The following is a 22,811-nucleotide window of genomic DNA, read 5'->3' as shown; positions in this document are numbered from 1 at the left end:
CACACCTTTAAACCGGGCTGGATTTATAAACCGGAACGGAACTGGTTTAAATTACTTTAATATCAATGGTTCCATGACATGGATCAAGGTCTTAACCAAATCCCCTTTGTCCACAAACGCAGTTACGCCTGCCGCCATTCCTTCCTCTCTGGCTACAAGGTGACTTGAAACCATGATTATCGGAGTGGAAGAGGCGCGCTCTTTCAATGCCCGCACAAATTCGATTCCATCCATCTGTGGCATGCGATAATCAACTATCATCAAATCCGCACCGGTTCTTTCGTAAAGCTTCAAGGCTTCCCCGCCATTCCCCGCTTCGGAAATTTTGGCAGCGGGATAATGCCGTGACACCAATCGGCGAATCGCATAACGCATGCCCTCGTCATCGTCCGCTATAAGCAAATGAAAAACGGGTTTGTCCACGGACAAATAGTGGTGATGATCTCTGCCGCAATGCGAGGAAAATGTTTTACAATTCCGTCTCGGTTCCGTACCCTCCACAGCTTTTACTGACCTCGATTAGGTGTAAGAATCGACCAGGCTGAAAGATCTCGCTTCCAGAGAATCCCGCCACGGAAACGAGCTGCATCCCCTCGAGATTTAACCTGAAACTACCATGCTAAAACTTGTCGCAATCACTGCTGCGGTGTTCACCACCGCGCTAGTCTCCCAGGCCCACGATGGAGCGCCTGCCCCCGCCACTCCCGCGTCCACGAATCAGGTCGTCCCCATGAAGTTCGAGGTGGAAACCAAAGGCCCTGTCAAGGCGCCACTGCTCAAGGTTTCCCAACCCGTCAGCGGCCAGGGCTATTGGAAGTTTGTCGCCGCCACCAACCTCGTACCCGTCCCTGCCGCCGCCTGCAACCACCTGAAAGGCGCTCACGGCACCATTATCATCGACCCCGATAAAGATACGGTGTATTGGGGCCTTCAAGGCGTTGGCTGGATCGGCTTCAGCAATCACCTCGCCGACTCGTGGATCATTCAAGGCGACCCCATGTTTTCCCACGGTAATCTGCACGGTGCTGACATCATCCATCGCCGCGGCAAATTGCCTCTCGTTGCCGTCGCAGATAATGTGGATGGCCAGGTTTATCTCTCCGACACTTCCTTCCAACACGCGGAGAAACTGGATTGGCCCGCCGCCGGCCCGTACAAAGCCAAAAAGGAGTTTCATCCCACCGATGTCGCCTTCATCGATAAGAAGGACATGTTCGTCACCGATGGCTACGGCAAGGCCTATGTAATGCCTGTCACCACGGAACCGTTGAAGTACGAAGGCACCTTCATGGGCGGCAAGGAATTTTCCCAAACTCCACACGGTGTCACTTACAGTGCGAGCGATAAAACCCTCTTCGTCTCCGCCCGTCCCGAAGGCCAGATCAAGCGCTGGCTCGTCAACAAACACAAATGGCTCGAAACCCTTGGGCTCCCGGCCGGCAGCACCGTATGCGACATCGACCTCTGGGGCGACTATGCGCTCGCACCCTGCCTTGATGGTCCTGACAAAAAGCCCGGCCCGATCTACATCATCAATCTGAAGAAACAAACCATTGTCGGCACCATCCGGCCAAAGGAGGATCTCTGTTACACGGATGCCCAACACATCCATGATGCCGCCTGGTACGTTACCGGCAAAGGCGACAAACAGGAAGTTTACATCGTGTTCACCAACTGGAACCCGGGCGGTGTTGGAGCTCTCAAATTGGTCAATGCCACCAATTAACAAGCCGCAAGTTCTTTGCTTAATGGCGCAACTGGATGAATTCCGGTTGCGCCTTTTGATTTTCCCCCCATTTGCTAATCCCTGCCGGACTGTGCCAAAGTGATATGCCTGGAGCTCCAGGCATCAACTATGCGCAGTGGCCACCTTCATGCCCTGATATTTTCGACCAAGGCGGCGCTCTCCGCTGTCCTGGCTGTCTATGTCTGTGCACCGTTTCATCTCCACGCCATTGGTTGGGCCGCTGTTTCTGCAGTGATTGTAACTCAGCCGAAATTGCATCCATCCCTGCGCGCCTCCTTGCTGCGCTTTGTTGCCAATCTCATCGGGGCTCTCGTTGGCGCCGCTCTCTTCACTCTTTTGGGCCACAACGTGCTGGCCATGGCTATAGGCATAATCCTGACCGGCATCGCCTGCCACTTTACACGCATCAATGAGGTCAACCGTTCCGCCTTCGCAGCCGTCGTCATCGTCGTTCTCAGTGGCGGGGCCGTCCCCGGCTCCGGTCCCCTCGACCGCGTATTCGCCGTCATGGTGGGATGCGTCGCTGCCCTGCTCGTCGGATATATCTTTGACAAGTCCTCCCGCCGGCTTTTTCCCCTTTCTCGAGAGCCCGATCTGCCGGAAAAAACAGTGTCAGGCCCTTCCAACCATGCGGACTGACTGGACCTGTCCATCCAGCTGGTAATGGCATGTTCATGTGATGTCTAAAGCCTCGAATGTAAGCTGAGGCTTGTTGTAACATCATCTGCGATACTCATGCTTTCTCCGCATCTTGGTATGCTTAGTAGCAACGACATGGGCTTTTTGTTGTTTGGTTCGCAACGGAATGTGGCGACTTTATTGGGTCTCGAAGACGTTTCAATAATGCTGTCGCACGCCAATTTTAGAATCCGCGAAGGTAATTCCCCACTTGCCACCCCTGTTATATGAAAGATTGGAAACCATCCCTCATGCAGCTGCCCTCGGCGAAGTTCTCTGCGGCCGCTATTCTCGGTTTTCTTGGTTCGGCAGCATTCACTGCCCACGCCCAGCCTGATTACGCGCCCGCCATTTGGAAGCAGGCCTACGCCGGCCATTGGTACACCTCCGGACATGGCCACCAGTTTTGTGTGATCCACGACATGGAAGGTTATTATCTTACCACCATTTCCTACATTCAAGGCGGCGGCGGTCCACAGTCCGTCAGCATTAATTATTGTGTGAACGGGCTGAAAAACGGCAGCGATTCTTCCGGTCATGTCGAAAACAATCCCAGTGATTCGCCCGCTGGCGAAATCACCCAGATGGTGCGCGAGCAATATTATGCCTACCACGTTGGTTGTTGGAACCTCTGGATGTTCGGCACAGAACATGAAGGGTTCGTCAACAATCCTGCCTGGTACACCGAGGCTATGTATCGGGCCTCCGCCGATCTCCAACGTCACCTGTGCGACAACTACGGCATTCCCAAGGATCGTAACCATATTATTGCTCATGGCGAATGGCAGAATGCCTCCTGGAAAACGTACATGGCCACCAATTACGCTTCCATTGACACCACCTGCAACACCCATACCGATCCCGGTGTCTATTGGAACTGGTCTCACTTTATGCAGTTGATTACCAATGGTCCCAGCATCACCGCGCAGCCCGCCAATATCAGCATCGCTGCGGGCTCAAATGCAACGTTCAGCGTTGTGGCTGGAGGGCCTGGTCCGTTTCACTATCAATGGCTGTTCAACTCAGGCACCATTGCCGGCGCTACCACTTCCAGTTTTACTCGCACCAGCGCCCAGGTTGGAAATGCCGGAGGCTATTCTGTCATCGTAACGAATTCTTACGGCAGCACCATCAGTTCCAATGCCTTTCTTTCTGTTCTGGCAAATCCCACCAACGCTCCCGGAGCCAATCCCGCACCTTCGGGAATGGTTGATTGGTGGGCGGGTGAAGGAAATTGCCGCGATATATTTGGTACTTATCATGGCACCCCCATAAAAGGCTTTTCTTTCGTCGCGGGGAAAACCGGACTTGGGTTTCACTTCGACGGCTCTTCAAGCGTTGTGAATGTCGGAGCGCCGAGCATCCCGGTCCCCTGGACCGCTTCCATGTGGGTGAATCGCCAGGATGCGCCGGGAGTTTCAGCGGCGCTATTGTCCGACGGAACGTACACTTTTAAACTCGAACAGTACAACGGGACTCGAAAGGTCGGCGTTACTAAATCAGGGGTTGGTGACTATGCCTTTAATTATACTGCCCCGGTGGGAACCTGGGTTAATCTCGTTTTTGTGGGGACAAGCTCCAGCACCATGCTGTACGCCAACGGAGTTCTTCAAGATTCCATCACTAATAGCGTTTCCCTGCCACGCGCTTACATCGGCGCGGGTTACATTAGCTCTCCCTCCATGTTCGTTGATTTCATGCTCGGAAGCCTGGATGAAATAATGCTTTTCAATCGCAACCTTTCCCCTGCAGAAATCGCCTCCATTTACTCAGCAGGCAGTGCCGGTTTCCTGCGTGCCCCAGCCCCCATCACCCCCACGGTTAATGCCAATGGGAAGCTCGCATTGGGCTTGAAGGGGGAAACCGGTAAAAACTTCACCATTTACGGTTCTACCAATTTGATCAATTGGACCGCGATCGCCACAGTAGCGAATCCCTCGGGCTCGACTACCTACACAGACCCCGCTGCGAGCAGTTATACGAACCGCTTTTATCGCGTTTCCCAGTTCTAATATTCGTCGTGGCCTCGCTTGGTCCCAAACCACCCGGTAGGTGCTTTTCCTTCTCACCATAGGGAAGCACCCGATACTCCTATCGGGGGAACCCTGATAGCCTCTTTTCCGTCATACTAGTTCTCTTGAGTGAGCCAGTCTCGGGTGAGACTGGCATTTTTTATCAATTCACCTGATTCTTCGGCTGCACTTCAGAATGTATCGTTAAGCGGTTCATTCCTTGAAATCAAAGGCAAACAAGCCGTTGTTTCGGTAGCGAACAAGGTTCTCTTTTAGTGGCTGCCTGAATCAAGCCGCGAGTCTGTTGCTGGTTCTATTTATTTCCCGTTGGAGCGCACAAAAAAAGCCACCTCCTGACTGGATTGATCAGGAGGTGGCTCGTGCCAAACCTTTCCCTGGCTTGGCGAAGCCCATTTCAGCTTATGCCAGCTATCAAGGTGTGTTTCTCTGGATGGCGTCACCGGTATTGGAAACATCTTTTCCAAAACCGTGAGCCGTGTTGCAACCCGTGCCAGCCATCACCAGGAGAGATGTTGCAATGAGAATAAGAACCAAACGCGTTTTCATACTCCTAACGATACCTCAGGCAAAACCCTTCTCCAGTGGTTGTTTCCCTACTTGGAGCCTTATGGCTTCTTGCTTTCCCGGAGCGCAGCCTGTTCTGTTTTAGGATGATATAGACTGCCATCCGGATTGATGAGTGTGGGGGTAACGAAAACCAGCAAAGTTTTCCGCTTACCCGGCTTTTCTTTGCCTCGCTTGCCCGGGGTATTCTGCTCTACTCCTCCAAGAATGATTGTGTGACCATCCGCCACACTCGCGCTTGATGTCAGTTGTCGAAGCCGAAAATGTGGCAGGGGGATTTGAACATCAGTTCGCTTCTGTCCTGCCAGTTTCTTTGGGTCATCATAACCAACGAATTCTGTCACGCTTGCCACCAGGTTCATCTCGATGGAGGAATCATCCGCGGAAACTTTCGGAATAACATCCAACACGGGTCCGAAAGGCAGATTCTGGGTGGAAAGCATATTCGTTGCCGTCCCATTCGTATAAACCGTCGTCAGGCCTGTTATTATGGTCTTAATATCCACTGCTTGAATTTGCGCCCGCCTTCCGCTTTCAGTGGTAACGTCCGGTGCCGTCAATAGGTCTACTCCATCCGCCCGTTCCAGCCGTGTGATGGCTTCCTTGTACTGCTCCGGTGTGAGCACACCCGTAAACTGAAGCGCCAAAGCATTTGTCACTGGAGGAAACGATCCAGACGAAGAAACTTTGGGGGTTGTCACCTGCGTCATGCTGGAATTGGTCTTCGAATCAATGCCTCTCATCGATTCGCCCAATGTAATTTGGCTGCCGGCCGTTTCATCCATTTCCACGAAACGCGCCTTGATGTTGATTTGAGGGGGCGTGATCCTTGCCAGCTCCTTCTGTATCAAATCCAACTCTTCCTGGGTGGTGCGCACCATCAGTGTGGCATTGAGCTCGTTATAAAAGACGGATTTTCCAACATTCACTGGATTGGTCGGAGAGAAATCTATGTTTGCTTTTTCGAAAAAGCTTCTGATAGCCGTTTGCAACCCGCGATCATGAACAACGAGATTTGTTACTGGCTGTGTACCATCTTTGGGATAACTCACATGAGAATAGGTAAGCCGCTCATTCCCGGTTTGCGGTCTTAGCGGTCCAACAGCTCGCAGCAGTGCATTTGAGTTCACACGATATAACCGTGTGAAGTAAGGCTGGATTTCTTTCTCCTGCCTGGAAGAGGAGGCGATTGAGTTGGTAAGCTGTTCCTCCACATGGTTTGGCGGAGCATCCACGTTAATTTTGCCGTCCGGAGCTTGATCTTGTTCCACCGAACGCGCTTTGATCTGGCTCTGAGGCGCCGCTGCCTCGATTTTCCCCAGCAGCTTTCCAATCAAATTCAAATCTTCCTGGGTGGCATGCACCACTAGTGTTCCTTTTCTTTCGTTAAAAAACAAATACTTGCCAACATTCGCCGGGTTCGCTGGATTGAAGTGCACACCTGCAGCGGCAAAGAAATTGCGGGCGGCAATTTGAACGTCCGCGTAAGAGTTGGTTTGGTCCACGTTTCGGATACCGCCCTGTTGACCTCCACCACCTTGGCTGTCGGCGGAAACGTTACCAAAGGCAACGCCTCCGACGGCCTCCAAACCATCGCGAAGCGTAGTCGGATCGATGCGGTACGCCCTGGTAAACAGCGGGACGGTTTCCGGCCCCTTCAAGGAGAACACCACTGCATAATCTTCGATGGAATATTTTATCGGCTTATCTGATGTTTTGGTAATTGCGTCCAAAACATCAGCCAGGCAGACATTCGTCAAAGCGGGCGCAATTTTTACTGTAACACCACCCACATCGACCGGTTCGGTTGACAATGCGGCACCGGCAGTGGGCAAACCAGTAGTTGGATCGATTGCTCCTGGAACGACCCCTACTGTTGCGGTTGCTGGAGCCTCGCGGTTGATGAAGAAGTTGATGCCGGCCCTGTCTGGATCACGCGTTCTGGCGATTTCGCTCAAATTGTTGATGACCTCCGCCAAAGGCAGACCATCATACTCGATTGAGTCCACACGGATGCGGTCCAGTTTCGACAAGATCGCCTGCCGACCACTGCTGGTTTTCACAGAATTGGTTCTCGCGATGAAATTGGGCAATGGAAGCTGCTTTACCATCTCTTGTAGCTTTTCTTCTGGAGTGCCTCCTTTACTAGGGTAATTAACATCAAGAACTTCTCCATGCTTTACATAAGTGGGTGCGCTTTGGTTTGTATGAACCTCCAATGCATTTGTTCTCACATCCGAATCCTGTGAAAGGATATTGGTCTTGATTACTCCCTTGTAGAATTTGCCATCCGAATCCGTGATTGATTTGAGTTTGAATGAAACCATCACCTTATCTTGTTCAACTCTGTATTCTGCCGAAGCGTTCAAACTCTTCGCCACCGCTTCGAGGACCTCTGCCACCGTCACATTTTTGAGGGCAGGATCGATCATGATCTTCAAGGGCTTGATGTGAACACTTCCCCCACGCGTTCTGACTGATTCGCCCTTTTTCGCGGCCGCTCTCCACTGCCCAAAATCCACCTCGTTATTTGTTCCTGTTGGTGACGGGCTGTGCAAATTGTCCGATATGCTTTGCGCCAGGACCGCATCGGGAAGCGTTCCGGTGTTCAGTCGATCGGGGGGAAGTGCTAATTGGATGCCTGCATCATTTGAGCCGGTTGCTTTTATTTTTGCATTCAGCACCTCGATCGCATTAGTCAGAGAAACTCCATTAAAAGCCACCTCGGGAATGCGAACGGAGAGGAGTTTGTGTATTCGATTGCTGGAGTCATAATTCTTTAAATAATATGTGTAGCTGAGGTTTGCACCCGTGGAATGTAAGGGAATGTCTGTCCTTAGGCCCGGAATGGATAACTTGGCAGCGTTCTTAATCGTTTCTCCCTGAATGCTGATCGTTTCCTGATTCTGCTTTGCTTTCTGAATCAATTCTCGAAAACCTGCAATCCTTGGATTCAGTGGATCCTTTTCAGCCACTAAATTTAGCTTCACTTCCGCTTCCTCAATTTTACCAGCATCCAGTAACAGTCTGGTTTCGAATAGCAACGTTTCAGGCGGGAGCACAGTTGCTTCAGTCGGCTTTGTATCATCTGCATGATAGCGGCTTCCATCCGGGTTGATGAGGGTCGGAGTCACAAAGACTATCAAATACTTCCTGCTCTTCGAAGTGCTTCCACTCCGGAACAATCTGCCTGCAAGTGGGATGTCAGCCAGCACTGGAACCCTGTCCTTCACTATGGTGATCGTTTCCGGCATCAATCCACCCATCACCAGCGTTTGTCCATCCTTCAAGGTCATCTCCGTGCTCAGTTGAGTAAATTGAATGCGTGGCAATACCACGCTTGGCGCATCCAGCAGCATGGTGACGGTCGCGATTCCAGTGAGTTGCACACCGAGCTTGTCTGGCGTCACCGTTGGAAGCACATCAAGCACTGGTCCAAAAGGGAGTTGCATTTTCGCGGCACTTGGGCTGGCATTGGTCAGTATCTCGATTAGATCAACTGCCTGTATCTGCGCCTGCCGACCGCTTTGCGTGATAACAGAGGGAGCGGTGAGCATATCAATGCAGCTTGCCATCTCCAATTGTTTCACCGCTGCCTGATACTGCGGTCCGGTCAACATGCCCGTGAAACATTGCTCTTTAGGAGCGGAAACTGGTTGCCAGGGAGTTGCTATCGCGCAAACAGCATTTGATACCGCTGGCAGATTGAAAATAGCTTTTGGAAAATCCTTTTCATCCACCTCAAAAAATTTGGACTGAACAACGATCTGTGGCAACTGTGCCCCCGTCAACGATTTGTCAGATTGCACGAAAGTTTTCCGGGCATTTGCCGGAAGCATGCGGCCTGTGACTAATTTGTTTGTTTTTGAAATCGTCTCTTGAGTCTGGTCTGCAACCGCACGGCTGCTCCTCAATCCAATTGTCAAAGCTGCCACCAGCAGCAGGACAATGATTCCCGCCAGCGGCCAGGCTTGATGACTTGGATTTCTCTCTGCTTGTCCCAACAAACGTCGAATTCGTTGGAGCAGGGGAGCGCCGGCAGCCGCCATCACCAATTGATTTTGGCTGCCGCGCAGTTCCTCCAAGGCCGCCAGGGTCCTGGCATATCCTAACGGGTCGCCGCACACACTCACGGCAACGTCATCGCAACAATTTTCACGCTCTTCTCGAATGCGCTTCGATACCCACCATACTGCCGGATGATAAAACAAAATGGTTTCAGCGAGGCATTGCAGCAGGTTCACCAGGTAATCATGCCGGCGCACATGCGCCAGTTCGTGTGCCAAAATGTATTCCACCTGCGCCGGGCTCAAGCCAGCCAGGCAACCAGCGGGCATTAAAATGATAGGTCGCAACCAGCCGATTACTGTCGGCACCTCCACCAATACTGACTTGCAGAGCCGCACCGTCTTCTTTATGTGCAAACGACCAGCAAGCTCCGCCAATCTTGCGTGCCAGATTTCTTCCATCGACTCAGTGCCGAGGCGTTTCAAGCGCTTCACCCGCAACCACCCGGTGGATAATCGCAAGGCAAGTAAGATAACACCAACCGCCCAACCAGCCACCAACAAGGGCAAAAGCGGCGTCAGCCGTTCTGACAAGGTCATTTTTAAAGCTGTTTTCTTTTGCTCCGTAACCACCACTTTTGCTGCCTGCATTGGCACGAATCTGGGTGTGATTTCCAGTGGTAAGCTTTCCATTCGCGGCTGAAAAGCTCCTTCTGACACTGGTGCGTGTTGTTTGGTGAGATGTATAAAAGTTCCGGCAGGTGCCGCGACCATCATCATCAATGCCAAACATCCTGCCACGTAGCGGCTGCTTGCTGAAGCCCGCCGCAAGACTCGCATCGCAATGGCAAGCACAAGAGCAATCACCAGTCCTTCCCAGAGAAAATGCAACAATGTCCACCCCAGGCACTCAATGAGTAAATCTGTACCGCTCATTTGGATCCCTTCTCCATTTCGTCCAGCAGTTTTCGAATCTCGGCGATTTCCTCACGCGACGCCTTCTTCCCTGACAGCGCCTGCATCACGAGCTTCTTCGCCGATCCGCCGAACGCCCGATCCAACAAATGTCCCACGAGCTGTCGTTGAACTTGCTGCTCCGTGAAGAGCGGCTCATAAACGTGTGAGCGCTGCGACTCATCCCGCTTTACCAAGCCCTTTTCCGTCATGATCTGCAGCATCTTAAGAGTCGTCGTGTAACCAGACTCCTGCTCCTGGTTCTGATTGAGCTCCTCGTGAACAGCCCTCACGGTGCTGGGCCCGAGCTTCCATAACGCGTTCAATATCGCGAGTTCAGCCTCGGTGGGTTTTGGAGAAGAAGGTTTTTTAAATGTCATTGGCGTTGGCGGCAGATACTACGAATGATGTCGTAGATGTCAACGAAAACTTTCGTAGGATGATTTAAATGCATCCCCAGCGCTATTGTCTTGGTTTGGTGGCTTTGTTTATTCTGCTGGTGTGGACGCCAATTCTCAGAACTCACTCAGTCGAGCCAATATTCTCATTCAACGCATGCAAAACATTGAGGAGGCCCGCATCGGTGCTGAGCTGATGGCCGGTTCGGAACCATGGCTGACTCTGCGCCGTGATTTCAAACACGCCTATAACCTTTTGACTGATCCATCGATGGAAGTTTACATCGGCCGCGTCGGCGGGGATGTCGTTGGTTTCGTTATGGTCAACATGCAAGGCGCTTTTGCCGGTTATATTCGTGCCCTCGCGGTTATGCCTGAGTGGCGCAGTCAGGGCGTGGGACGTCAACTCCTTCAATACGCTGAAAAACGGATCTTCCGCGAAAGTCCGAATGTTTTCCTCTGTGTTTCATCTTTCAATCCACGCGCTCAAGCTTTCTACCACCGGCTGGATTACGAATGCATTGGGGAACTGAAGAATTATGTGATTATGGGAGCTTCGGAGATGCTAATGCGCAAAACCATCGGTCCGAAGGAGGCGTTTTTGCCCGTCTCTTAGATGGTTGCAAACTCTCATGCCTCGTGGCTCTAGACTTTGCTCTGCTGGTTGGATTGCGATCCGTTGTTGGATACCACCACTTTGGAGTCGATATCGGGAAAATAAAAGAGAATCTGGAAGGTTTTGAGGCCCAGTTGCGTGGCAACCGCGTGAGCATGAGCGGTAAAGCCAAGGTCCTTCGCTTCCCGAGGCATATCTGTCCACTCGTTATAACCCAAAAATAATCGGCTGTCTTCATCTAGAATCAGAACCTTCATCGGCAGGCACTCTAAAACCGGCCTTGAATGTCAACCATGTACGAAAGCCTGATTAAACTGTCCGTGTCTGTCCTACAAATGAAACGTCAAAACCACGAAAATGATTGTTTTGGACGTGAAGAAATGAAGCCCTTATGAAGCAAACAGGTTTGGCTTGAAGGAATTGGGCCAGGTGAAGGCTATGGCAAAACTGAAAGCCGGATATCGTAGGTCGGCTGTCCAAAGTTCAGCACTACTTCCACTTCTTCCAGATGTTGGTGCCGGCATATGAGTGCCGCGCTGGAGAGATCCGTGAAATGATCTGCTTCTTCCAAGCTGGAAGTCCAATCACCCGGACTCTTATAGTACAAGTGTGTTTGCTTGTGCTGGAGCAATCGAATCGGAAATTGCTCCGGTGAAGAATCATTGACCATGTAATTTTATACCTTGTCTGCCAGCCTTTCTGCCATGGGGTTTATACCTGCTACTAAGCTTTGCGAATTTCTGATCGACTGTCACACTCCGGCATCAGGTTCCTGCTTCCAAAACGCGACGCTCCTTTCCCCGCCCAGCCTTGGCAATCCAAAGAAATTGTTGTCTGATACCTGTATGCCGATCGCGCGCCACTTATTCTTTGTCTGGCTGCTTATAGCCTTGCTTGGTGACTGGTTCCATTCAGTCCAGGCCCAGGAACCGGCCAAAGCCAAAAGGGCTGTTCAGTCGCCATCCATGCAGAAACATGATCATGCCGGTCAACTTTTCAGGCGCGCACCGATGCAGGAGTCCAGTCGTAGCATTATCATTCCTTTGGCCACCAATCTTCACCTTGCGTTCGATCCGGAGCTGATGCGCACCCACACGGTTTGGACCGGCAATGGCCTCAATCTCTATGGTCCGCCCTACAATGGCAGCGCGGAACGTTATATTTGCGAGCCTGGCGGGCCTGTTCTTTGGCGAAACGCACCGGTGCTTTCCTGGTCAGCTATTACCAATGCCCCTGGCCAACCTGGCGTTCCGCCCGGTGCGAATTTCATCGGTATCGACACCCGAAAAGGAATGGTTAGCCTGCTCTACGAGGCGCGTCTCAATGGAAACCGTGTGCGTATTGAAGAATCACCGTTCCAAGCGTCGTTGAACGGAACTCAGGTGGTCGTGCGCCAGTTTGAATTAGGGCCATGCCCGGAGACTTTGTTCTATTTGGCCCACGCACAAAGTGAAAAATGTTCCGAATCCAGATTCGCCAACCTGGTGCTTATTGAAACTCCCACGAATCGCTTGGTCACACTCTGGAAGAGCAATGCCAGACTCAGGTGGTTGCCCCAAACAAAAGAGGTAAACTACGATTCGGTTTTGGTTCAGGAGAGTGCAACCCGGGTCCATGAAACACCTTATCGAACTAATCGCATCTGTGGCACTGAAGCGCGGGTTGTTTTACAAATCCCGCCACACGATGAAATCCTGCGATTTCAAATTGTGACGGCGGTTTTCACTACAAACTCCTGGCCAAAAATCGAACAGCAGTTCGTCGAGGGAGCATTAAAAACGGAACTAAAACCTGCCATCCAACCACGACAACCTTTTGAAACCGGTGGCGATGGCTCCATGCCGGGCAGGTTTGACGGTGACAGATTCTACCGGGTTGAACATTTTCCGCTTCCCAGGGAAATCAATCTCATGGTCACCGGGATGGACTGGCTTTCTGACGGGGACCTCGCCGTTTCCACTTGGACGGGGGATGTTTACATCGTCAAAAAACCTCAAGGTAATCTCCAGGCGGTCCGTTATCATCGTTTCGCCAGTGGATTGAACGAGCCGCTCGGTCTCAAAGTAATCCAGGATAAAATCTATGTGACCGAAAAGGCGCAACTTACCCGCCTGACGGACACCGATGGTGACGGGGAAGCGGATCTTTTTGAAAACATCAGTTCCGATTGGGGCTATACCGGAAACTATCATGCCTTCGTCTTTGGACCTGAAATTGATCGATTCGGAAACCTCTATGTTTACATTACGGGCAATCACGGCGTTTATGATGCCCCTTATCAAGGGTGGTGCGTGAAAATCAGCGATGATGGCAGCCGTCTCGAGCCATTTTGCAGCGGCCTGCGTTCTCCCAATGGCTTTGGCACTTACGGACCGGATGGGGATTTATTCATGACCGACAACGAAGGGAATTGGATTGGTGCCTGCAAGTTAAACCACCTGCAGCGAGGCCGATTTTATGGTTATCCTTCCACCACTCCCGCTCCGAGGTGGCAATTTGAAAATCCCACCAACTTCGCGCCTCCGGCGGTTTGGATTCCCATGTCCCTCGCAAAATCCTCCAGCGGCATTTGCACCATTGCGGATGATCAGTTCGGCCCCTTTAAAGGACAGATGTTGGTCGGTGATTTCCAAAATTCCATTGTTACTCGAGTCATGCTCGAAAAGGTGAATGGCGAATGGCAGGGAGCAGTCTGGCCCTTCTGCAAGGGATTTCTTTCCGGGGTCAATCGCCTCTCATATGGCAAGGATGGAAAACTGTATGTGGGTGGATGCAAGGGCGGTCACTGGTCCGGCGCTGTTGGACCGAGGAATTACTCACTTGATCGAGTCTCCTTTACAGGGAACCTGCCCTTTGAAATTCAGGAGGCACACGCGAAACCGGATGGTTTCGAACTCGTTTTCACCAAACCGGTGGACCCTGCATCCGCTGGAAACACCACCAATTATGAAGTTACTCAATTTACGTTCCAGTATCACCAGAAGTACGGTTCTCCTCAAATCGATCAACAAGGGAAGGAAAAAAGTGCAACCCGGATAAAGCTGACAAACGCAAAGGTTTCAGATGATCATTTGAGGGTAAGGCTCGTGCTTGAAGGACTCAAGTCAGGTTATGTCACTTCGATCAATGCTCTGGATGTCATGAGCGCTGATAACGACGAGCTTTGGCACGACACGCTTTTCTACACGCTGAACAGCTTTCCACATAATTGATTTTTTATCGTCGATGCGCTGAAATAGAACCTCATGAGCTCTGCCATGACCCATCGCCTATGTCCGTTATGCGGACGGGACCAGACGCGCCCTGTCATGCAGAAGGGAGAGCTTCGCCTGGTTCGATGCGGGCATTGTTCCATGATTTACGCGAACCCCATCGCCCAGGAACTTGTCACCGGCGCCTATTATGACCAGGCCGGCGTGCCCTTTTATTTGTCACCTGCCAAGGTGGAGAGTGATTATTCACCCGTACGCTTCGAACGCGAACTGAAGCTGTTTCGCTCCCACTGTTCAAAAGGGGAGGTGTTGGATGTGGGTTGTTCCACTGGTGCCTTCCTCTACCAACTCAAAACTCGTTTCCCAAATGACTACGTTGTCACTGGAACCGACGTCAGCGGCGCGCCCCTGGATTACGCGGAAAGCCGTGGTGTCCCCGTGATTCGCGGAGATTTTCTTGCTCATGATTTCGGTAATCAAAAATTCGACGTCATATCCTTTTGGGCAGTGATGGAGCATCTCAGCGAGCCGAAACGCTTTCTCGAAAAGGCCGTTTCCATTCTCAAGCCAGGCGGCCTGTGTATTATCCTTGTTCCGAACATGCAATCTCTGGCCGTGCGTCTGCTTGGGGCCAGATATCGCTACATCTTTGCGCCGCATGTGAACTACTTCACGAGGGCTACATTGCAAAAATTCGTCGAGCCGCACTTTACCGTGATTGATTACAGGTCCATGCACTTCAATCCCATCGTCATTCTCAAAGACTTTCGCGCAAAGGGGACGGAAGTGCCGGATGAGGAGCGCGCCAATCTGCTCAAGCGCACGACAGCTTACAAGCAGAAGGGGATGCTGAAGCCGGTGATGTGGCTTTACAAGGCAACTGAAAAGTTGCTCGGTGCATTTTCGCTCACGGACAATATCGTGGTTGTCCTGCGCAAAAAATAGCTCCCGCCGCCTCTCCCGTCTTTCGCTCATACAAATCTTTTACAACTTCCTTACACCTGCTTCGCAACTGCTTTGCTGCAATGGGTATTCTTAACCCATGAAAACGATTTCTTCCCGTGCCGGCATGTCCCGCTGTTTAGGTGTGGTGCTCGCAAGCGTTTCACTGGTCTGCCTGAACTCTCACGCAGATCAGGCTGCGCCGCTTAAAGCCCTTGGACGCATGCCGGTGAAAGAGCTCACAGTCTTCAAGGACGGTCACGTCTTCGTAGATCAACATGGCTCCCTCCCGACGGACGCCAAAGGCAATGTCTTGCTGGATTATCTACCCACGCCCGTCATCGGAACATTCTGGCCTTACTCCGCTGATAAACACGCAAAACTCAACAGTGTGGTTGCCAGTCAACGGCGCGTATCCATCGAACGCACCGCCCTGAGCATCCGTGAACTCCTAGAAGCCAATATTGGAGTTGAGGCCATCATCACAGAAAATGCCACCAATCGGTACCCGGCAACCATCGTCGGTTTTCCCACCCGCAGTTCTGAAGAGCTGGCCAAAACCAGCCCGCCTAATTCCCCGGAAAAACTTCCCGAGCTCAGCCATGTGATATTACTGAAAACAACGGAAGGAGTGAAAGCAGTCAATGTCGACCGCATTCAGGACGTCACCTTCAAGGAAATGAAGAAGTCGACCGCCGCCGCCGAAGAATTTCGCAATCTCCTGATACTTAAACTGGATTGGGGAAATCACAAAGCTTCGAGCGAGGCCGAGGTCGGATTGCTTTATCTACAAAAGGGCGTGCGCTGGATTCCAAGCTACAAAGTAACCATCGATGGAAACGGCAAGGCACTGATTCGTCTGCAAGCCACATTGATCAATGAGTTAATGGATTTTGAAGATGCGAATGTCAATCTGGTGGTGGGCGTTCCTACGTTTGCCTTCAAGGAAACCATCGACCCGATTGCCCTGCAGGAAACCGCTGCGCAACTATCGCAATTCTTCCAGACTCAACCGGGCGGAAATCTTGGTAATAATGCATTGGCCGCAAATTTCAGCAACTCCATCATGACTCAGCAGGGTTATCGCGCATCGGATTATCGTTCTACGGGTGACCAGGATGCTTCTGACTCCGCTCCTGATGCAGATGCTTCCAAAAACGAAGATCTCTTTGTTTTCAATGCCGGTCACCTGACTCTCAAAAAAGGAGAGCGCATGGTGGTGCCCATTGCCGAGTTCACCATTCCCTACGAGGATGTCTTCACCCTTGAACTGCCGTTTGCCCCGCCACCCGAGCTCAGTCGCAATAATAATGGTCAGCAACGGGAACTCTCCCGCCTGCTCAATGCCCCCAAGGTGATCCATAAAATCCGTTTATCCAATAAGAGCCATTACCCTCTGACGACCGCCCCGGCCTTAATCCTTCGCGATGGAAAAGTCCTTTCCCAAGGTATGATGACCTATACCGCCATTGGGTCGGAGAGCGATCTGACAGTTACCACAGCCGTTGAAATATTCGCCAAAAAATCTGACATCGAAACCGGCCGCAAGAACGACGCCTTGGTTCTCGAAGGAAATCACTATGTGCGTGTCGATCTGGCCGGTAAAGTCACACTGGTTAATCACCGCAAAGAGCCCGCCAGGTTGGAAGTGACCCGTTACGTGCTGGGCAATGTGGATTCCGCTAATCGTGACGCGAAGGTTGAGAAACTGGGTGGCTTTGAAGATGAAGAATCAGGGGTGGCGCGCCCTGGCTGGTATTATTCCTACGGCTGGCCTGACTGGTGGAACCACATGAATTCAGTGAGTCGCATGACTTGGAAATTTGAGATGACGCCCGGCGAGCGTGTCGAACTGGGATACAAGTGGAATTATTTTTGGCGCTAGAGGAAGATGGAAATGGGAACAACGGCAGAGCTGACCGCTCTGCCGTTTTCTTTCCTCCAGACATGTTCACCCTTGAGTTTGCCGTGAGTTTCTCTTAACAACAGTTCATGAACTCGGGGCCGAACGAACCGGAGTGGCACTATCTGCAGCACACAAAGGTGCGCGGACCAGTTTCGATGGAGGAGCTTTCCGCTCTCATGGCTGCTGGGACTGTCTCTGAAGACACCCTCGTCGCTGCCAAGGGTTCGAGCCAATGGCAATCCATCGGCGAGGTTTTGAATGACTATCGCGCCGGCCGGTTCGTGGGGCCGGACCTGCCACCTTTGCCTGGCACCGCAACTGTTCGACCGAAGAGTTTACTGGATCAGATTGGCGAGACGTTGAACCAGGTCGCCGGCACAGAAAAACTGGAAGGCTTCAGCCTGAGTGGAATATTCTCGGAAACTTTTAAAAAGCGCACGGTTGCCGAGATGGAGGAGTATCTGATTGTTGGCACCCCAACCACGACGCCAAAAATCGCGGAGGTGGAAACCGGCTGGCCCAAGCCCTGGCTCTTTGCGCGGTTCCTGCTTATTTTTGGTGGTCTTTATTTGGGCTTTGTCCTGACATTCAAAGCCTTCGCGAATCTCAGCCTCGTTCCCGGGCTTATTTTAATGGGGACCTCCACGGTGCCAATCGCCACACTCATTTTATTCTTCGAACTGAATACGCCTCGCAATATTTCCTTTTATCGTCTGGTGGTATTGATGGGATTCGGCGGCATGGCTTCCATGTTTATCTCGCTCATTGGATATGATTTTGGCCATTTGAATTGGCTGGGAGCTTCCAGCGCGGGCATTGTGGAGGAACTTGGCAAACTGGCCGCGCTTATTCTCATCATTCGAAGCCCGCGTTATAAATACATTTTAAATGGCATGTTGTTTGGGGCGGCAGTCGGGACCGGTTTCGCTATCTTCGAAAGTGCCGGCTTTGCGCTGAGCGTTCTCGCCCAAGGCTATGGCAGCAAGGCCATGATGAATAATATTGAGTTCCGCGGCATATTGGCTCCGCTGATGCATATTGCCTGGACTGCGATGGTCGGTGCCGCCCTCTGGCGGGTAAAGAGGGACCAGCCCATTACCCTGCCAACCTTGCTTAATCCGCGATTTTACAAAGTGCTGCTGGTAGCCATGGTTCTGCATATGATTTGGAACCTTCACCCGGGAAATTCCGGAGCTTCCGACTTCTTTAAAGATTTTTTACTGGGAACCGCCGCCTGGTTTATCATCTGGGGCCTCGTCCAACAAGGACTGCGCCAGGTGCGCGACGAGCAGCGCGAGGCTGCTTCTGCCGAAATCGCGGTTCGATCCATGGCGACTCCAACTGTTGTTGAGCCGCCATCACCTCCATCTCTGGAAACAAAAATCTAGTTTTTGCCCGTCTGCTGCTGAAACATACAACTCAACTCGATTGAAGACTTTTCCCAGGAACCAAAGTATTGCCCGGCTGCTTCTAGCCTTGCTTCTCCTCTCCTACGCGATCGTCTGCACAGCAAAAGATCACCAGGAATGTGAATTAAGGGAGGGAGGCATCGTTCGAGGTCCAAAAACTCAGAAGCGGATTGCTTTGGAATTTACGGGCCACACCTTTGCCGAAGGCGCTCCGATCATTCTGGATCAACTCGCAAAACATCAGGCCAAAGCATCTTTTTTTCTTACCGGTGCCTTTGTCACGAATCCGGAATTCGAGCCTGTGGTGAAGCGAATCATCAAAGAAGGACATTACCTGGGGCCGCATTCAGACAAGCACCTCCTCTATTGTCCTTGGGATGGCCCTAAAAAGACTCTCGTTTCCAAAGACCAGTTCGCTTCAGATCTGGAGAATAATCTCAACAAAATCCAAAAACACGGGCTGAAGCGTTCTCAAATCCGCTATTGGCTGCCAGCATATGAATGGTACAACGAGGAGATTGTTGATTGGAGCAGGGACAAGGATTTAACGCTCGTGAATTTCACACCCGGCACACGCTCGAATGCCGATTACACAGGAGATAAGGACAAAAATTTTGTGCCTTCCAAAACCATTCTCGAAAGTATCATCAAAAAGGAACAGCAGGACCCAAACGGGTTAAATGGATTTTTGTTGCTGCTGCACGTTGGTGTTGGGCCAAATCGCACGGATAAGATGAGCGACCACTTCGGTGAATTGCTGGATTATCTGAGCAGCAAAGGTTATCAATTCGTGCGCATTGACGAACTTTTGGATAAAAAAGTGGAGAACTAACAAGACAGGATTAACAAGATTAACAGGATTTTTAACTATGGAAACGGATGAATTGACAGGGAAAATAATTGGGGCGGCAATGAAGGTTCATCGAGTGCTTGGGACCGGATTTGTGGAATCTGTTTACGAGAAGGCTCTCTTACACGAATTCAGAAAAGAGGGCGTTTGCGTGGAAAGCCAAAAGCCGTTACTTGTTTATTACGATGGCATCGTCGTTGGGGAATTTGTTGCTGACATTATCGTGGAGAAACGAGTTGTGGTCGAACTAAAGGCAATCCAATGTTTAGGGCAAATCCATGAAGTCCAAACTGTTAATTATCTGACGGCGACGAAACTGGATACAGGATTGTTAATCAACTTTGGGGCCGCCAGTTTGGAATTCAAGAGAAAGTTCCGCACGAACCCATCAGCCAACAAACCTTTTTCGTTGTAATCAAATCCTGTTAATCTTGTTAATCCTGTCTGAAACTCTGTCTCATTATCATGAACTGGAGCATTTGCCGCAATTTGTTCAAAAACGTTGGTCTTTTGATTTCTTTCTCCACCGTTTTTGTAACTGTTTCGCTTCATGCGGAAATCTACATTCGCGTTAATCAGGTCGGTTATCAAACCCAGGACATTAAATCTGCCATGGCGTTTGGTTCGGAAAGCTTGCCGGAAACATTTTCCGTCGTGGAGCAGGGGAGTGGTAAAGCCGTATATCAAGGCAAGCCAGCCAGCATTGCTGGCAAATGGGGACAGTTTACCAATCACGCCGAACTCGATTTCTCCTCTGTCAAAAGCCCTGGTTGCTATGTTCTGCAAATGGGTGACGCCAAATCTCAACCCTTCTCCATTGCAGCCAATACCTTCGGCGAACTGCCGGACGAGTTGCTCGAGTTCATGCGTCAGCAGCGTTGTGGCTACAATCCGTTTCTGGATGTTGTCTGTCACCGCATGGATGGCCGGACGGCTTTTGGTCCCATGACCAATGGCACTTACATGGATGCTCATGGCGGCTGGCACGATGCGGGAGATCTCCTCAAATATTTGCTCACTTCCGGCAACGCTACCGCTCAAATGTTGCTCGCGTACAAGCTCAATCCACACTGTTCCCAGGATCACTTCAACGCACTCGGCCAGCCGGGCACCAACGGCATTCCGGATGTTTTGGATGAAGCGCATTGGGGATTGGAATGGATGCTACGTTTGCACCCGGCCCCTGATCAACTGTACCATCAAGTCGCCGATGATCGCGACCACACCGGATTCCGTTTGCCACATGAGGAAATTGCTGATTACGGTTGGGGCAAGGGAAGTTATCGAGTGGTTTATTATGCCGATGGCAAGCCACAAGGGTTGAAGCAATATAAGAGCGAGTCAACTGGTATTGCCAATCTTGCTGGACGCTACGCTGCCGCCATGGCTTTGGCCTATCAAATTTGGAAAGACGATGCTCAGCAAAAAGAATTTGCTGAGCGTTGCTTAAAAGCTGGTATTGAAGTTTATCAACTTGGTCGCGCGAAGGAAGGCGTGCAACAAGGTAATTCCTACAGCGCGCCCTATCGTTATGCCGAAACCACCTGGGCAGATGACATGGAATGGGGTGCAGCCGAACTCTTTCGCGCCACTGGCAAGAAGTATTATCTCAACGACGCCAAACGTTACGCCACGATGATTCAATCCGAGTCCTGGATGGGCCAGGAGCAGACAGGCCATTATCAATATTATCCTTTCATGAATGTCGGCCATTTCGCGCTTTATGATTCGGTCGATAAAAAATTCAAAAAAGTTTTAGCCGGTTACTATCGCGACGGCATCGAACGTTGTATGGGCATGGGACAAAGAAGTCCCTATCGCATCGGGGTGCCCTTCATCTGGTGCTCCAATAACCTGACGACCGCCCTGGCCACCCAGATTTTGATGTATGAACGCATGACAGGTGACCTGCGCTATCATCGCTTTATGCTTGCCCAAAGAGATTGGCTCCTCGGACGTAATCCATGGGGCATCTCCATGTTTACCGGGATTCCTGAAAAAGGGGTTTATCCGCACGACGTGCATCTGCAGACCACGAAACTCACCGGTCGCTCCGTCCGTGGCGGGTTGGTCGATGGCCCGGTTTACAATCGGATCTTCAAGAGTTTAAAAGGCGTTTACATTAATGAACCGGATCCTTTTGCACCGTTTCAAGACGAACTGGCGGTTTATCACGACAGCATTCATGATTATTCCACCAATGAACCGACCATGGATGGCACTGCCTCGGCGGTTTTATTATGGGCCATATGCGCTGCACAGAATTGACTAAAAAAGGCCCTCTTTCGCATTGATTGCAGGAAGGGTGCTTCCTAGACTCGCAACCTTGGTTTCAGAGCAATCAATGGATTGGCTCGCCTTTTTGTGCTGATGATTTGCCTTAACTAAATTTATGTCCGATGCCCTGAATATTTTTGATTTGGAAAAGTTGGCCAAGGAGAACTTGCCACCGACTGCCTATGATTATTATTCCAGCGGAGCCTGGGATGAAGTCACTCTGCGCGAGAACTGTAACGCTTTCAACCGCATTCAGGTGCATTACAAGGTCATGGTCGATGTCAGCAAACGTGATCTCACCACCACTGTTTTAGGGCAGAAAGTTTCGATGCCCATTTTGCTCGCGCCGACCGCCTTTCACAAACTGGCTCATCCCGATGGTGAAGTGGCCACAGTGCGAGCTGCTGGTGCCTCCAATACAATCATGACGCTGAGCAGTCTCTCGACCACCAAGGTCGAGGAAGTGACTGCCGCGGCGAAGAGCCCGGTCTGGTTTCAACTCTACATCAACAAAGACCGTGGATTTACTCGTGATCTTGTCGCCCGGGTAAAAGCGGCTGGCTGCAAGGCACTAATGCTGACCGTCGACACGCCGGAATGGGGCCGCCGTGAACGCGATGTGCGCAACTGCTTCCATCTACCTCCCGGACTGAGTGCCATCAATTTGATTCCTTCCAATGAACGCGGCGAATTTATCGGGCAACACGGTGCGGGCATGGGCCAGGCGTTTACCTGGATGTTGGACCCATCATTGACCTGGAAAGATGTGGAGTGGCTCCGGTCGATCACTGATTTGCCGATTATCGTCAAAGGGGTCTGCCGCCCCGATGATGCGGAGTTGGCCATTCAGCATGGAGTCAGTGCAGTTCTCGTTTCCAATCACGGCGCTCGTCAAATGGATACCGCACCCGCCACCATCGAAGTGCTGCCTGCCATTGCGGAACAAGTTGCTGGACGCGTGCCTGTGCTGTTGGACGGAGGCATTCGCCGCGGCTTGGATGTATTCAAGGCCTTGGCACTTGGAGCAACGGCTGTTCAAATTGGCCGACCTGTGCTGTGGGGTCTGGCGAATGGCGGCCAGCAAGGTGTGCAAACTGCCCTGGAGTTGCTTCGTAAAGAGTTGGATCTGGCCATGGCCCTGGCGGGTTGTCCCGATATCGCCAGCATCAAGCGTGACTTCGTGAAGGTTCCGAACCGGCACTTTTAACCAAAGTTCAC

18 protein-coding genes are annotated in these 22,811 nt (G+C 51.4%); 12 read left to right on the top strand and 6 right to left on the bottom strand.

Annotated features, from left to right (window positions below; genetic code table 11):
- Window positions 1-51: 51 nt before the first annotated feature.
- Entirely contained in the window at window positions 52-423 is a 372-nt protein-coding gene (locus CFLAV_RS18675) for a response regulator transcription factor (RefSeq protein ID WP_040549378.1), read from the bottom strand.
- A gap of 193 nt (window positions 424-616) precedes the next feature.
- Here CFLAV_RS18675 and CFLAV_RS18670 point away from each other — a divergent pair, with 193 nt between their 5' ends.
- From CFLAV_RS18670 to CFLAV_RS18660, 3 genes are all read left to right on the top strand, one after another.
- Window positions 617-1,726, top strand: coding sequence for a hypothetical protein (locus CFLAV_RS18670; protein ID WP_007416356.1), 1,110 nt, complete (start codon window positions 617-619; stop codon window positions 1,724-1,726).
- A 129-nt stretch (window positions 1,727-1,855) separates the two neighbouring features.
- Entirely contained in the window at window positions 1,856-2,386 is a 531-nt protein-coding gene (locus CFLAV_RS18665) for an FUSC family protein (RefSeq protein ID WP_007416355.1), read from the top strand.
- A 266-nt stretch (window positions 2,387-2,652) separates the two neighbouring features.
- The gene (locus CFLAV_RS18660; RefSeq protein WP_007416353.1) at window positions 2,653-4,437 is read left to right on the top strand and encodes a LamG-like jellyroll fold domain-containing protein; all 1,785 of its coding nucleotides are present in this window, start codon (window positions 2,653-2,655) and stop codon (window positions 4,435-4,437) included.
- Window positions 4,438-4,869: 432 nt separating this feature from the next.
- Here CFLAV_RS18660 and CFLAV_RS34230 read toward each other — a convergent pair whose 3' ends face one another.
- The 3 genes from CFLAV_RS34230 to CFLAV_RS18645 are packed head-to-tail and all read right to left on the bottom strand — an operon-like array spanning window position 4,870 to window position 10,363.
- Window positions 4,870-5,004 carry an entericidin A/B family lipoprotein gene (locus CFLAV_RS34230; RefSeq protein ID WP_007416352.1) on the bottom strand — a complete coding sequence of 45 codons (135 nt, stop codon included), beginning with the start codon at window positions 5,002-5,004 and terminating at the stop codon, window positions 4,870-4,872.
- 59 nt (window positions 5,005-5,063) lie between these two features.
- On the bottom strand, window positions 5,064-9,965 hold the full coding sequence (locus CFLAV_RS32680) for a M56 family metallopeptidase (RefSeq protein WP_007416351.1): 4,902 nt from the start codon (window positions 9,963-9,965) through the stop codon (window positions 5,064-5,066).
- The gene (locus CFLAV_RS18645; RefSeq protein WP_007416350.1) at window positions 9,962-10,363 is read right to left on the bottom strand and encodes a BlaI/MecI/CopY family transcriptional regulator; all 402 of its coding nucleotides are present in this window, start codon (window positions 10,361-10,363) and stop codon (window positions 9,962-9,964) included. The genes CFLAV_RS32680 and CFLAV_RS18645 overlap by 4 nt, the downstream gene beginning before the upstream one ends.
- Window positions 10,364-10,538: 175 nt before the next feature.
- Between CFLAV_RS18645 and CFLAV_RS18640 the strand changes: the two genes are divergently transcribed.
- Window positions 10,539-10,997: a GNAT family N-acetyltransferase gene (locus tag CFLAV_RS18640; RefSeq protein ID WP_007416349.1), complete on the top strand. Its 459-nt coding sequence runs from the start codon at window positions 10,539-10,541 to the stop codon at window positions 10,995-10,997.
- 29 nt (window positions 10,998-11,026) lie between these two features.
- Here CFLAV_RS18640 and CFLAV_RS18635 read toward each other — a convergent pair whose 3' ends face one another.
- Window positions 11,027-11,254, bottom strand: coding sequence for a hypothetical protein (locus tag CFLAV_RS18635; protein WP_007416348.1), 228 nt, complete (start codon window positions 11,252-11,254; stop codon window positions 11,027-11,029).
- A gap of 179 nt (window positions 11,255-11,433) precedes the next feature.
- Entirely contained in the window at window positions 11,434-11,667 is a 234-nt protein-coding gene (locus CFLAV_RS18630; protein WP_007416347.1) for a hypothetical protein, read from the bottom strand.
- Window positions 11,668-11,842: 175 nt separating this feature from the next.
- Here CFLAV_RS18630 and CFLAV_RS32675 point away from each other — a divergent pair, with 175 nt between their 5' ends.
- From CFLAV_RS32675 to CFLAV_RS18590, 8 genes are all read left to right on the top strand, one after another.
- A complete protein-coding gene (locus CFLAV_RS32675) occupies window positions 11,843-14,209 on the top strand; it encodes a PQQ-dependent sugar dehydrogenase (RefSeq protein WP_050785854.1) in 2,367 nt (788 codons plus the stop codon).
- Between the two features lie 45 nt (window positions 14,210-14,254).
- A complete protein-coding gene (locus CFLAV_RS32670) occupies window positions 14,255-15,154 on the top strand; it encodes a class I SAM-dependent methyltransferase (protein ID WP_237712418.1) in 900 nt (299 codons plus the stop codon).
- Window positions 15,155-15,251: 97 nt separating this feature from the next.
- A complete protein-coding gene (locus CFLAV_RS18615) occupies window positions 15,252-17,036 on the top strand; it encodes a hypothetical protein (RefSeq protein ID WP_007416344.1) in 1,785 nt (594 codons plus the stop codon).
- Between the two features lie 107 nt (window positions 17,037-17,143).
- Window positions 17,144-18,445: a PrsW family glutamic-type intramembrane protease gene (locus CFLAV_RS18610; RefSeq protein WP_007416343.1), complete on the top strand. Its 1,302-nt coding sequence runs from the start codon at window positions 17,144-17,146 to the stop codon at window positions 18,443-18,445.
- 40 nt (window positions 18,446-18,485) lie between these two features.
- Entirely contained in the window at window positions 18,486-19,298 is an 813-nt protein-coding gene (locus tag CFLAV_RS18605) for a polysaccharide deacetylase family protein (RefSeq protein ID WP_007416342.1), read from the top strand.
- Window positions 19,299-19,335: 37 nt separating this feature from the next.
- On the top strand, window positions 19,336-19,731 hold the full coding sequence (locus CFLAV_RS18600; protein ID WP_007416341.1) for a GxxExxY protein: 396 nt from the start codon (window positions 19,336-19,338) through the stop codon (window positions 19,729-19,731).
- Between the two features lie 50 nt (window positions 19,732-19,781).
- Window positions 19,782-21,584 carry a glycoside hydrolase family 9 protein gene (locus tag CFLAV_RS18595; protein ID WP_007416340.1) on the top strand — a complete coding sequence of 601 codons (1,803 nt, stop codon included), beginning with the start codon at window positions 19,782-19,784 and terminating at the stop codon, window positions 21,582-21,584.
- Window positions 21,585-21,708: 124 nt separating this feature from the next.
- Window positions 21,709-22,800 carry an alpha-hydroxy acid oxidase gene (locus tag CFLAV_RS18590; protein ID WP_007416339.1) on the top strand — a complete coding sequence of 364 codons (1,092 nt, stop codon included), beginning with the start codon at window positions 21,709-21,711 and terminating at the stop codon, window positions 22,798-22,800.
- Window positions 22,801-22,811: the final 11 nt, after the last annotated feature.

Origin of the sequence: Pedosphaera parvula Ellin514 (genome assembly GCF_000172555.1) — a bacterium.
Lineage (GTDB): Bacteria > Verrucomicrobiota > Verrucomicrobiia > Limisphaerales > Pedosphaeraceae > Pedosphaera.
The sequence above is the reverse complement of the archived record's forward strand: the minus strand, read 5'-3'. Positions and strand labels throughout refer to the sequence as shown.